Below are 14,363 nucleotides of genomic sequence, written 5' to 3' on the forward strand. Positions count from 1 at the left end.
ATGGCAACCATCTTCAAGGAGTGAAGTATGTCTAACAGGGATAACCGCAAACCGACCACCATCGCTCCTCGGCTGATGCAGCTGGAGCAACGACTGATGTTTGATGGCGCTGCGGCAGACACCACGGTGGAAGTGGTAGCTGACCACAGCTCCGTGGACGTTGTTGACGCACGGGTTGAGCCGATATTTGCCCTGGCGGTGGCCCACGAGCGGGTGCAGCCCGCCGCCGAGGCGGCCCGTCAGCAGGTGAAGGATTATTTTGCCAGGGCCAGTGATGCCGAGCTGTTTGCCTTGTTTAACGGTGGCCGTGACGAGATTGACCTGGGCTGGTTGCAGTCGGTGTCATCCTTGCGCCAGCAAATGCTGAGCGACAACTTCAGCATTGATGTGCGCCTGCTCGACAACGCCACCATACAGGGCGCCCTGGGAGCCTTTGCGGCGGAAAACACCGAGGGCAAGCCCGAGATTTACCTTAACCGCGACTGGGTGGAGCAAGTGGCCGGTAGTGGTGATCTGGTTCGGGTGCTCACCGAAGAGCTGGGCCATGCCATTGATGCGGCCCTGAACGGTGCGGCCGACACCGCCGGCGACGAGGGTGAGCGTTTTACAGCGGCAGTGGCTGGTGCGCCGGTGCCGGAAGGCGGTGCTGATGGCCGGGGCGTGCTGGAAGTGGACGGTGAACGCCTTGAGGTGGAATTTGCCACCTATGAATTTGTAAACGCCTACGAGGTGAATACCGCTACCACCCCGGCGGGCAAGGAGTCGAACAGTCACGACTTTATCTATCAGTCTGGCTCGGCTGCCGTGACCATCGATGACGACAACTTCGACAGGCGGCTGTTCAGTGGCAATGACGTGTCGGCCACGGCGGTAGAAATTGGCGGTAAAGAGTATTACGGCTGGGTCAGCCGGCCCATTAAAATCCAGGGGGATGTAAAGGCCTTTTACTTCTGGACCGATGCCAATTTTGACTCGCTGCCCACGGCCCAGGCCGATGGCAACCACGATGATGACCGGGATGTAACCGATAACCGCGCCTTTATTCTGGTGGTGGATCAGGCCTACTTTACCAACCTGGCCAATGGCGCTGCGGACGGCACCATACTGAACATTGGCTCTTCTTCCGATCGGGTGGACTCGGCACTGAATGAGCTGGTGGGGACCAATTCCGCTCCGGTGGCCGGGGTTGATACCGGTATTGCTGTTGAAGGCGGCCCGGCCACCGGCAATGTGCTGGAGAACGACAGCGATATCGACAGTGGTGACACCATTACCCTTGCGGCAGTAGGCACCACGGCTGCCAACCAGACGGTAACCGCCGGCTCGACTTCCAACAGCGGCGGCACCATGGTTACCGGCCGGTACGGTACCCTGGTAATGGGCGCCGACGGCAGCTACAGCTATACGGTGGATAACACCAATGCCGGGGTGCAGGCCTTGAGCAGCAGCGACAGCCTGACCGAGACCTTTACCTACACCATTAATGACGTAGAAGGCCTGGCCGCCACCACCACCCTGACCGTTACCATTAACGGCGCCAATGATGCGCCGGTAGCCAGCGACGACTACAACGTGGCCAAGGAGTCATTGCGTACCGACAATACTGCCTATGACGGGACAGATCCGCTGGGCTCACAGGCAGTGGGCAATGTGTTGGATAATGACAGCGATGCCGATGGGGACAGCCTGATGATCACCGGGGTCGACAGTGACGGAACGGCAACGGGGAGCACCAGTGGTAGCGTTACGTTCAATACCGTCATGGATACCCAGAATTCGAACTCCATCAGTACAGGAGGCACGGTTTACAAAATCGAGTCGAATGGCAGCCGTACCCAGCTGTTGTCAAGCAATGGTGACCCTGTCACTGTTACGGGCAAAACCGGTACCGGGCAGAACATTGGATTTACCTTCTCCGACAGTTCGGCCCTGCAGGACGTATCACGCTTCAGCATTAATAATGGTAAAACATTTTTTGATGGCACTATCAGCTCTACCACAGTGACCGAGTCAACCACACTGAGTCTTTCTGCCATCAGCGGTACCATTGCAGCCGGGATGGCCGTATCGGGAACTAGTGTACCGGACGGCACCACGGTGAACAGTGTGACCTATGATACCAGTGGCAATGTAACCGGTATTGAATTGAGTACCGCCGTTGCCATTACCGGCGAAGCTCTGACTTTCAGTTCAGCCAGCGCGGTCACCAGTACAACCGCAGGTACTCTCACCGGCCAGTATGGCACCCTGGTGCTGAATGCCGATGGCGGCTATATCTATACCCCTTTTGCCGATAACGCCGCCCTGAGTGAGGGCCAGTCAGCGGTTGAATCCTTTGAGTACACCCTGCGGGATGCCAGTGGCGCGACTAGCTCCGCCACCCTGAATATTACCGTGTATGGCTCCGGCACCAATGATCCCAACGCCGTGGCCGATACCGCCAGCGCCACCGAGGCCGGTGGTGTGGCCAATGGCACGGCAGGCAGCAACGCCAGCGGTAATGTGCTTGGCAACGACAGCACACCGGTAAGCAGCAATACCGTCACTTCCGCTCGCTCGGCCAGTGATGCGGGCGGGACTGCCGTGGGTACGGGTACCGCCATTACCGGCCAGTTCGGCACCCTGACCCTGAGTGACGATGGCAGCTACAGCTATGTGGTGGATAATGCCAATGCCACGGTTCAGGCCCTGAGCAGCGGCGAGACCCTGACCGAGACCTTTATTTACACCATCGAAAATGGTCAGACCTTTGATGGCCGCAATCTGAAGGACTCTGCCACCCTCACCATCACCATTAATGGTGCCAACGATGCCCCGGTAGCGGTAAATGACAGCGCCACCGCCATTGAGGCCGGCGGCAACAACAACTCCGTGCCCGGCTATGACCCCAGCGGCAATGTGCTGAGCAACGACAGCGATGTGGATAATTCGACCCTGAGCGTGACTGAGGTAAATGGAACCAGTGTTACCCCGGGAGCGGAAGTGACCTTGGTGGGTAGTTATGGCTCGCTGACGATCCATTCCGATGGCAGCTGGAGCTATAAGGTTGACAACAGCAATGTCGCTGTCGATAGACTGGCTCCTGGAGAAACCCTGAGTGAGAGCTTTAACTACACCGTTAGTGACGGCGACACCGCTGTGCTCACCATTACCGTGCAGGGTAACCGTGATGCGCTGGCGGTGAACAATGTGTTCGTGAATGAAGCTTCAGACTATGCGGTGTTTACCGTATCAGGCGGGGACGGGGCCAGAATTAATCTGGCTCTTAGCGATACTAACGGTCTGCCGGCGGGGGATGCCAAGGCAACCCTGGGCACTGATATTGAAAATACCTTTGAGTTTTCTAAGGATAATGGCGCAAGCTGGCAGGAGTACAACAGTGCCGACGCGATTACCACCGGCGGCCAGCTGCTGGTGCGGGTGGTGGTAAAATCGGATGATGTACATGAAGGCAACGAGTCCTTTACCCTGGTGGCCACCACGACGGATGGAAAGCAAATCACTGGTATTGGTACCATCAATGACGAAGGCGAGGGGGACGTTTTTCAAGGTGGTAGTAAAGACGACGACAGGCCTACCATCAGCATTTCCAGCCCCACGGTCACCGAGGGCGGCTACGCCGAGTTTACCGTCAGCCTCGACAAGACCAGCACTGGCGAGATCAGCTTTACCCCAACGCTGAGTAACGGCACTGCCACCATCGGCACCGATACCGCCGCCGCCAGTACCCTGGAAGTGTCCACCGATGGTGGCAGCAACTGGAGTACGGTCACCGGCCCGGTGATCATTGCCGCCGGTGAGAGCGAGCTGCGGCTGCGCCTGGCCACCACCGACGACAGCGATGCTGAGTCGGCCGAAAGCTTTACCCTGACCACCGGCACCATTTCCGGCACTGTGACCAATGACGATGGCGTAACCGGTACCGCCACCATTAGTGATAACGACAGTGCTCCGGTAGGGCCGACCATCAGCTTTACCACCGAAAGCATCGACAACGACTATTCCATTGTAACCAGTACCGATAAGGGCTTTACCGTTACCGCCCAGACCATCAGCGGTGGTGCTCTGACAGCGGCGTCTCAGGATTATCTGGAAGTCAGGGACGAGACCGATGGCTCACCTACCGGTTACGGTATTTCGGGCGGGGATACCGTCTCCAACGGTGCCGATGTGGAAATGGGGTATGACTCAAGCACAGGCCTGTCGGAACAACTGATTGTGGACTTCGATAACCGGGTTCCGGCAATCGATGTAACCTTTTCCTGGCTGGCCGGCAGTGAAACCGCCCAGTACACCCTCTATCTGAATGGTGTTGAGGTGCAGGGGCCGACCCAGTTTACCAATGGTACTGACGGCTATGACACAGTAACCATTGCAGCCACTGATGGCAGCAAGTTTGATCGCATTGTGTTCAGCGCACCGGGCGAGAATGATGACTACCTGATCAACAAGATCACTTTTCCTCGTATCAAGGGAGTCAGCGTAGCCGAAGATGGCGTGCTGAGCTTTACCGGCAGCGAAACCCTGAGCATCAGCGATGGTGACGGCAACCTGACCAGCACCGAGCTGGCGGTGAACAACGGTAAACTGAATGTGGATCTGAGTGGTGGTGCCGGCATCAGTGCCGGTGCCAACGACTCCAGTACCCTGACCCTGTCCGGTACTCAGGCCCAAATCAACGCCGCCCTGGCCACCCTGACCTATCAGGCCAATGCAGACTTCAACGGCAGCGACACTCTGAGCGTACGGGCCGAAGACGGCAACAGCCTGACCGATGTCATTACCATTCCCATTACCGTGACTGCGGTGGCGGACATTACTGCTGACAGCGTGACCGTGGCCGAAGACGGTTCGACCACCGACAACCTGCTGAGCAACGACAGTTTTGAGGGCACCCCTGAGATCACCGCCGTGACCCAGGGTGCCAACGGTACCGTCACCATTTTGGATGCCAGCACCGGTACGGTGAAATACACCCCGAATGCCGATTTCAATGGTAGCGACAGTTACACCTACACAGTAACCAGTGGCGGCGTGACCGAAACAGCTACCGTGAATGTGGTCGTGACTCCGGTGGCAGATATTGCTGATGACAGTGTGACTGTGGATCAGAATGACAGCACCACCGACAATCTGCTGACCAACGATGACTTTGAGAGTACCCCGGTGATCACCGGAGTGACCCAGGGTGCCAATGGCACAGTCACCATTGTTGATGCCAATGCCGGTACGGTGAAATACACCCCGAATGCGGGCTTTACCGGCACCGACAGCTACACCTACACCATAACCAGCGGCGGCGTGACCGAAACCGCCACCGTGAATGTGGCTGTGGTTGATCCGAATGCACCCAACACTCCTCCGGTGCTGACCGACACCGAGTTGTCGCTCACCGTGGCGGAAGACGCCGGAGCCCCGAGTGGTGCCGTGGGCTCGCTTATTGGTGACTTTACCGGCGGCATCAGTGACGCAGATCCGGGAGCCCAAAACGGCATCGCCATTGTCGGCGCCGATCAGAGCAAGGGTACCTGGTATTACACCATTGATGATGGTGTTAACTGGCAGCAGGTAGGTAGTGTCGGTACAGGCAGTGGTTTGTTATTGGCCAATGACGGTAATACTCGCCTGTATTTCAAGCCCAATGGTGACTGGAACGGCACCGTAAATGCCGGTCTGACCATCAAAGCCTGGGATCAAACCGAAGGTTCTGCCGGTACCAAGGTGGATACCGAACCGTCTGCTTTTGTGATCCCTGACTCCGGTACTGTGCAGCCTTTCCCGTCTGTACAGACCGTCAGTGGCATGAGGGGCACTTTGACCGATGTTAATCTGACAATTGGCTCACTGACCCACACCTATTTGAATGACTTGGATATTTTGCTGGTCGGACCGCAAGGGCAACAGGTACTGGTAATGTCCGATGTGGGTGGGATTAGGCCAGGAGCGGTTAACCTCGATCTGACCTTTGATGATGCGGCTCCAAGTGGTTTGGACAGTTCTACCATACCAGGCTCTGGCAGTTACAAGCCTTCCAATAGTGACGATTGGTTCGGCTCTGATGATTTTACAGGAGTCACTGGCTCCTTTGGCAGCCTGTTGGCAGATTTTAATGGCACCGATCCCAACGGTGAATGGCGGCTTTATGTAAACGATGATGCAGGAGGAGACTCCGGCACCATTGGCAGCTGGACCCTGACCCTGACCACCGCCAGCGGAACCCGCAACTTTACGGTCAATCCTGCCGGCGAAAGCGCCTTCAGTTCGGCTACCGATACCATCAGCGTAACCGTGAGCCCGGTGAACGATGCCCCGATTGCCTCCGGCAGCGCGACGCTGCCCAGTGTGGCGGAAGACACCACCGAGCTAGCCGGAGCCAGCGTAAGCAGCCTGTTTGGCAGTAATTTCGATGACGGCACCGATCAGGTGACCGGCGGCAGTGCGGCGAACACCCTGGCGGGGATTGCCATCACCGGGTATGCGCCCGACAGCACCAAGGGCGACTGGCAGTACAGCATCAACAATGGCAGCGACTGGGTCACCCTGTCAGCCATTAGCGGCGAGACCAGTGCGCTGACCCTGCAGGCTAACGCACTGCTGCGCTTTGTGCCGGCAGCGGAGTTCAACGGCGAGGCGCCCGGCCTGACCACGCGCCTGATTGACAGCAGCACCACGGTAACCAACGGCGCGACGGTGGATGCCAGCAGCAACGGCGGCACTACGGCCCTGTCTGCCACTACCGTGGTGTTGAGTCATAACGTGACCGCGGTGAACGATGCGCCGGTCAGCACCGATGATAGCGTGACCACCAACGAAGACACGACCGTGGTGCTGGGCGCCGAGGATTTCGGCAGCTTCAGCGATGTGGACGGTAACAGCCTGGCAGCGGTGCAGATCACCAGCCTGCCCAGTGCCGGCAGCCTGGAGTACTACAACGGCAGCGCCTGGGTGGCGGTGACTCTGAACCAGGCGATCAGCAAGGCCGATCTGGATGCGGGTAACCTGCGCTTTGTGCCGGTGGCCGATGCCAATGGCAGTCCCTACACCAGCCTCGACTTCAAGGTCGGTGACGGCACCGCCTACAGTGACAATGCCTACACCCTGACGGTCAATGTGACCCCGGTGAACGATGCGCCGGTGGCGGTGGTGGACAGTGCCACCACGCCGGAGGACATCCCGGTGACCATCGATGTGCTGGCCAACGACAGCGATGTGGATGGCCCGGCGCTGAGCATCAAGTCGGCGACGGTGCCGGCGGAGCAGGGCAGTGTGGAGATCGTGGACGGCCAGCTGGTGTTTACTCCGGCGGCCAACTTCCATGGCGAGGCCACCATCAGCTATGTGGCCACCGACGGCACCCTGGACACGGCGATGACCGCGGTGACGGTGACCATCACTCCGGTGGCCGACCCGGTGACCGTATCCAGTCCGGTGGTTAACGAGGCTTCGCCCCATGCGGTGTTTACCGTAACCGGGGTGGCCGGTGAGGCAGTGGCACTGGAGCTTATTGATGGTTCGGCTACCGGGGGGCAGGATTACGAGGGGCTGCTTCAGGTATCGACCGACAATGGTGAAAGCTGGAGTGCCTATACCGGAGCCGTCACCTTGCCGGCGAGTGGTACCCTGCTGGTACGGACCTCCATTTTGGATGATGCCGTCTCCGATAACAATGAAACCTTCCGGCTGGCGGCCACGCCAGAGGGAGGCAGCACCAGCCTGGGTGAGGCGATCCTGAAGGACGATGGCACCGGCGTTATCTTCAATGAGGATGGCAGTGTCAACGGCTCCGCCACTGGCGGCGACGACAGGCCTGTCAGTATCAGCGGCGGCAGTTTTAACGAGAACTCGCCGAGGGCCATATTTGAGGTGAGTGCCAATCCCGGCCAGCGGCTGACCCTGGATGTTGCAGGAGTCGCCACTGATGGCAATGCGGCGGCCACAGGTCTGGAATCGGCTGATATTTTCTATTCCACAGATGGTGGTGTCAGCTGGCAGCAATATGCTGGAGCGACCATTGTGGCCGGCGATGAGGTGGTGCTGGTGGCGGTGGATATCACTGCCGAGCAGGACAGCCGCTATGAAGGCAAAGAGCAGCTGCAGCTGATCGTTAATGCCGGCATGACGACCGAGAATGCCGGTTTCGCCATTATTCGCGATGACGGCAAGGGGGATATTACCGCCGCCATTGATGCCAGTACCCAAAACAACCGGGGAGAGCATACTGGTGAAAGGCCCGAGGATGACAGCCCGCAGCCGGCGGCACCCATTACCAGGGGCTCGGTACCTATTCCCGACAACAGCATGGCTGCGACGTTGTCGCGGCCAGTGCCGCCGGCCCCGGCGCCAGAAATGGTTGAGCCGGTATTTACGCCGGAAACGGCCACCATGCAGGCATCGGCTACTCTGCTGGTGCAGCGTGATATTCCCGAACAAAGCTTCAGCTCGGCCAGTGGCCCGGTTCATATCAGCTTTATGATACCCACCGATACCTTTGGCCATACGGATCCGGGGGCAGATATCACCCTGAGTGCGGTGCTGGCTGATGGCGAGCCACTGCCGCCCTGGCTGATCTTTGATCCGGAAAAGGGCGAGTTTCGTGGCATTGCGCCGCAAGGGTTTGATGGCGTACTGAGCATTCGGGTGATTGCCCGGGATGAAGCCGGTCGCCAGGTGGAAACCATGGTTACCATTCAGATCCGTGCGCAGGGAGAACTGCAGGTGAAAGCCGCTGGCAAGCCCTCCCTGCAGGAGCAGCTCAGGGCACAATCACGTTTTTCTCACCAGGCGGAGCAACACAGCCTGATCACATTGGCGCGGGAAGCGGCCCGGAACAATGAGAGTGATGCATGACCGCAATGGCTGATACCAATGCCAGTCTGACAACGGCACCGGAATCGCTGCTGGCCACCCTGCTGCATCTGGGGCGGCGTGCCCGCCAGGCTGGCGGGGCGGCAGAGCTGCGGTTTTTACTGGTGAATGAAACCATCAGCCTGGTGCCGTATCGTCAGGGGGCGTTCTGGAGCCATGACAATGGGGTGGAGGCGCTCTCGGGGGTCAGTCATCTCGATCCCCAGTCAGCCTATGTGCAGTGGCTCGAGCATTGGTGCAAGAGTGGTAGTGGTGCCGCCGCCGCGGCTTTTAATACCGACTTGCGCAGTCTGCCAGCCACGGCGGTGGGGGCTGACTGGGAGGCGTGGCTGCCGCCCTTTCTGGCTGTAGTATCCCTGGGCAAAACGGAACATTTCGATGGCGGGCAACTGTTGCTGGCACGGGATACGCCCTTCAGCGCCGCCGAACTGGCTCTGCTGGAGGAATGGGCCGCCATCTGGACGGCCGCCTATGTTGCGGCCCGGCCCGCCAAATGGCATTTGGGGCTGAAAAAGCGATTGTTCCGGCGAAAGTGGACCTGGCCTGTGCTTGGACTGGGGCTGGCGGCAGCATCGTTCATGCCGGTGTCGCTGACGGTGCTGGCACCCGCCGATCTGATCCCGCTGGAGCCGGCGGTAATACGGGCCCCCATGGATGGGGTGGTGAGCCGAATGCAGGTGGTGCCCAACCAGCAGGTGAGTGCCGGCCAGCCCCTGTTTGAGTTTGATCGGGTCGCCCTGGCCAGCCGGCTGGAAGTGGCAGAGCGCACCCTGCTCACTTCCCGGGCCGAATACCGGCGCAATGCCCAGCGGGCCTTGTTTGATGCCGACAGCAAGGGGGAGCTGGCAATACTGCAAAGCCAGATCGAGGAAAAGGCCGCCGAGGTAAACTATTTGCGCGAGCTTAACCGCCGCAGCGAGGTGCGTTCGCCGCAGGATGGCATTGTACTGCTTGACGATGTCAGCGAATGGACCGGAAAGCCGGTGGTCACCGGTGAGCGGGTGCTGGTGGTGGCCGATGAAACCCGCACCCAGATAGAGGCCTGGCTGTCGTCTGCCGACATGATCGCCTTTTCCGGGCAGGCACCGGTGACCCTTTATCTGGATGCAGATCCGGTCAATCCGCTGCAGGCCCGGCTGGACTATGTGGCTCACGAGGCCGAACTGCGGCCTGAGGGGCATTATGCCTACCGGGTCAGGGCCAGCCTGTTGCCTGATGATCAGGGCGGGCAGCAACCCAGGGTCGGTCTCAAGGGCACCGCCAAGCTGCAGGGAGAGCGGGTGCCGCTGATTTACTGGGTGTTGCGCCGGCCCTGGGCCGCCCTGCGGGGCTGGATTGGATGGTGAGCGCCGGTATGGCTTCGCCGGTCTGGCCTGAACTGAGGGAGGAGCTGGAACTGCATGCGGGGCCGGCGGCTCGGGACGGTTCACCCACCTGGTCCCTGTTCGATCCGGTGCGTAACCTTTATTTTCGCATCGACTGGCTTACCTTTGAGGTGCTGTGCCGCTGGCAGCTGGCCGATGACGATCTGATAGCCCATGCCTTGTGCGAGGAGACCACGCTGCAGATAACGGCCGATACGGTGGCCGACATCGCCCGTTTTCTGCGTGAGCATGAGCTGGTCAAATGTACTTCCGCCGGTCAGAGCCGGGCGCTGGCCGAGGCGGCAGAGCGACACAGAACCGGCTGGATGACCTGGCTGCTGCACCATTATCTTTTTTTCAGAGTACCCCTGTGGCGTCCGGATTCCTGGCTGCATCACAGCCTGGATGCGGTACGCTGGCTTGGCAGCCGGGCCTTTGCCCTGTGCACCCTGCTGGTGCTGTTGCTGGGATTGGTGGAAGTGTCGCGGCAGTGGGACAGCTTTACCGCCACCCTGGTGGATCTGTTCAGTCTGAAGGGATTGCTGGCCTACGGTCTGACGCTGGTGTGTGTGAAGTTTCTGCACGAGCTGGGGCACGCCTACACCGCCCGGCATTTTGGCTGCCGGGTGCCGACCATGGGCATTGCCTTTCTGGTGATGTTTCCCATGGCCTATACCGACGTCAATGACGCCTGGCGTTTACCTGTTCGACGGCAACGGTTGCTGGTGGGAGCGGCGGGCATGCTTACCGAGCTGACCATTGCCGCCTGGGCCACGCTGGCCTGGGCCCTGCTGCCAGACGGTGTGTTGCGTAACGGCGCGTTTTTGCTGGCCACCACTACCTGGATCTCAACCCTGGCGATCAATGCCTCGCCCTTTCTGCGTTTTGATGGCTATTTTTTGCTGATGGACGCGCTGGAGCTGCCCAACCTGCACGGCCGGGCCTTTGCCCTGGCGCGCTGGCAGCTGCGTGAAGGCTTGTTTGCTCTGGGAGATCCGCCGCCGGAGACCTTTTCTCCCGGCCGCCGGCGTTTTTTGCTGATATTCGCCTGGCTGGTGTGGTTATACCGGCTGGTGGTGTTTACCGGTATTGCCGTGCTGGTGTACCTGACGTTTCCCAAGCCGCTGGGGCCCTTGCTGGCGGTGGTGGAAATTGGCTGGTTTATTATTCGTCCGGTCTGGCGGGAAATACAGGGCTGGAACCGTCGCAGGAGTGACATCATGGCGTGTAAACGCATTTTTGTAACTACCGGGCTGTTACTGGCGCTGGTGATGCTGGTGGCGCTGCCTTGGGACAGCCGGGTAAGAACCCAGGCGTTGCTGCAGCCGGCGGAAACATTTTCGCTGGTGGCTCCGGGTGACGGCATGCTGAGCGAACTGCTGGCCGAAAACGGCGATGCCTTGCAGGCGGGCCAGACTATCGCCCGCTTTGAGTCTGCCGAACTGGCTTTGCGTCTTGAAGCTGCCGAGGCCCGGTTGCGCGGTCTGGCGTGGCGTTCCAATGCCAGCAGTCTGCGGGATGAGCTTCATCAGCAGCAAGCAGTCATACGGGCCGCCCGGGAGCAGGTGCAGGCCGAATTACGAGGAGTGCGGGAGCAGCAGGAACAATATCGGTTAAGGGCGCCCCATGAGGGCATTTTGCTCTGGCACCATCCGGATTTGGAGGCGGGCCAGTGGGTGGGGAAAAACACCCGCCTGGGCAGTATTGTCAGCCAGCATGCCTGGCGTGTGCATGCCTATCTGCCGGAATATGAACTGGATCGTATTCGAGTGGGAGACAAGGCCCGCTTTTTTGCCGATTCGGAACGCTTTTCCGGCATTGGCCTCAGCGTCAGCCGTATTGACCGGGATGCGACCCGGGTGCTGAAAGAAGGCATGCTGGCGTCCGGACGCGGAGGTGAACTGCTGGTGCGTGAACAGGGTGAGCTGCTTATTCCGGAACTGGCACTGTATCGGGTTACGCTGAAACCCGACAAGGCGGGTCAGGCGGCACTGCAGCAGGCCGGGGCTGTGTTGCCCGAATTGCGAGGGCGGCTGGTGGTTCAGGGCCTGCCCAGAGCCTGGGGCTGGCCCTACTGGCGTTCGCTGATGGCCTTTATTCGGCGAGAAGCCGGATTCTGAGACGGATGGCAAAAGACACGCTAATGGGTTAAATTTCCTGCGTTTCTTCATCTTCCGCCCGGCGTCATCTTTGCGGAGCACGGCTTCCTTACGGTAATACATAACCATGACAACTTTTGAGCAAGTGCTGATTATCTGCCTGCTGGTGGCGATCAGCTCCTTCTTTTCCGTTTCCGAAATCGCCCTGGCGGCGGCGCGCAAGATGAAACTGCGGCTGATGGCCAGCGACGGTGATGTCAACGCCGAAAAGGTGTTGCTGCTGCAGGAGCAGCCGGGCAATTTTTTCACCATAGTGCAGATAGGGCTGAACGCCGTGGCCATTCTGGGCGGTATTATCGGTGAGTCGGCCTTTACGCCGTTTACCCGCGGCCTGCTGGACTGGTGGTTGCAGGGCCCCTGGCTCGATCAGATGGCATTCTTTCTGTCCTTCTTTATTGTCACCTCCCTGTTCATTCTGTTTGCGGATCTGATGCCCAAGCGGCTGGCGATGATTGCCCCCGAGAAAATTGCGGTGGCGGTAGTGCGGCCGATGGGGATGCTGATCATTCTGTTTCGTCCCCTGGTGTGGCTGTTTAACGGCCTGGCCAACCTGCTGTTCCGGCTGTTTCGCGTGCCCACCATGCGTCAGGACGAGATCACGCCGGAAGACATCATCGCCATGATGGACGCCGGTGCCCAGGCCGGCGTGCTGCAGGAGCAGGAACATCATCTGATTGAAAATGTCTTTGAAATGGAATCCCGTACCGTGACCTCGGCCATGACCACCCGGGAGAGCCTGATCTACTTCAACCTGCATGAAGCCCAGGAAGACATCAAGGCCAAAATTGCCGAGCATCCCCATGCCAAGTTTCTGGTGTGTGAAGACAGCCTGGATCGGGTGGTGGGTTATGTGGACTCCCGGGATATTCTGATGCAGGTGCTGCACCAGCAGCCCATCTCCCTGCAAAAGGAAGGCATACTGCGCAATCCGCTGATTATTCCCGATACCCTGTCCATGTATGAAGTGCTGGAGCACTTCAAGACCGCGGGCGAGGATTTCGCCATCATCATGAACGAATACGCCCTGGTGGTGGGCATTATCACCCTCAAGGACGTGATGAGCATTGTCATGGGGGAGCTGGTGCAGTCCCAGGAAGAGCAGATCGTGTCCCGGGATGCCAACTCCTGGCTGGTGGAAGGGCTGACCCCGCTGGAAGACGTGATGCGGGTGCTCGATATCGACAGCTTCCCCGACGATGAAAATTACGAAACCATCGCCGGCTTTATGATGTATATGCTGCGCAAGATTCCCAAACGTACCGATTTTGTGCTGCATGCCGGCTATAAATTCGAGGTGGTGGATATCGACAGCTACAAGATCGATCAGCTGCTGGTGACCCGTCTGGGCCACTCCGAGGCCGTTGAAGACAACAAAAAGCAGTAAAAAACACCGCTTTGTTTAATGTTTGAGCTTTTGGCGCCAAAAGTGAAACTTTTCCCAAAAAAGCCCTTGCGCAAAAATCGCGGCTCCCTATAATGCGCATCCACTGACACGGCGGAACACGCCGACGGTCACAAGGGTTGAAAGCGAACGACATAAAGTTCAAATCAACGCTTGACGAACAAAAAGGATTGCGTAGAATACGCAGCCCTGACCAGCGAAAGCGGTCAACGCTCTTTAACAATTTATCAAGCAAACTGTGTGGGCACTCGCAGTCGATTGGGAAACAAAAAATATTGTTTTTCAATGATTTGTGAAGTGCACTAGAAATAGCAGCAATTCAGATATTCATTGAGCATCAAATCTTTAATTGAAGAGTTTGATCATGGCTCAGATTGAACGCTGGCGGCAGGCCTAACACATGCAAGTCGAGCGGCAGCGGGAGAGTAGCTTGCTACTTTTGCCGGCGAGCGGCGGACGGGTGAGTAATGCTTGGGGATCTGCCCGGTCGAGGGGGATAACCGTTGGAAACGACGGCTAATACCGCATACGCCCTACGGGGGAAAGCAGGGGACCTTCGGGCCTTGCGCGATT

General features: G+C 58.8%; 4 protein-coding genes and 1 rRNA gene. All 5 read left to right on the forward strand.

All coding sequences use genetic code 11. The features are described from left to right. Positions 1 to 27 precede the first annotated feature (27 nt). Positions 28 to 8,847, forward strand: a complete 8,820-nt coding sequence (locus DA373_RS11185) for an Ig-like domain-containing protein (protein ID WP_107852395.1) — start codon at positions 28 to 30, stop codon at positions 8,845 to 8,847. Beyond that, entirely contained in the window at positions 8,844 to 10,211 is a 1,368-nt protein-coding gene (locus tag DA373_RS11190; protein ID WP_107852396.1) for an efflux RND transporter periplasmic adaptor subunit, read from the forward strand. Before DA373_RS11185 ends, DA373_RS11190 begins: the two co-directional genes overlap by 4 nt. An 8-nt stretch (positions 10,212 to 10,219) precedes the next feature. Beyond that, the gene (locus DA373_RS11195; protein WP_157953705.1) at positions 10,220 to 12,349 is read left to right on the forward strand and encodes an HlyD family efflux transporter periplasmic adaptor subunit; all 2,130 of its coding nucleotides are present in this window, start codon (positions 10,220 to 10,222) and stop codon (positions 12,347 to 12,349) included. Positions 12,350 to 12,455: 106 nt separating this feature from the next. Further along, the gene (locus DA373_RS11200; protein WP_107852398.1) at positions 12,456 to 13,772 is read left to right on the forward strand and encodes a hemolysin family protein; all 1,317 of its coding nucleotides are present in this window, start codon (positions 12,456 to 12,458) and stop codon (positions 13,770 to 13,772) included. A gap of 364 nt (positions 13,773 to 14,136) precedes the next feature. Next, a 16S ribosomal RNA gene (locus DA373_RS11205) occupies positions 14,137 to 14,363 on the forward strand; the annotation flags it as partial.

Source organism: Oceanimonas marisflavi, from assembly GCF_003049725.1.
Lineage (GTDB): Bacteria > Pseudomonadota > Gammaproteobacteria > Enterobacterales > Aeromonadaceae > Oceanimonas > Oceanimonas marisflavi.

Coding starts and splice junctions, on each gene's coding strand:
- DA373_RS11185 (WP_107852395.1), top strand. CDS start 28: ATGTCTAACAGGGATAACCGCAAACCGACCACCATCGCTCCTCGGCTG.
- DA373_RS11190 (WP_107852396.1), top strand. CDS start 8,844: ATGACCGCAATGGCTGATACCAATGCCAGTCTGACAACGGCACCGGAA.
- DA373_RS11195 (WP_157953705.1), top strand. CDS start 10,220: ATGGCTTCGCCGGTCTGGCCTGAACTGAGGGAGGAGCTGGAACTGCAT.
- DA373_RS11200 (WP_107852398.1), top strand. CDS start 12,456: ATGACAACTTTTGAGCAAGTGCTGATTATCTGCCTGCTGGTGGCGATC.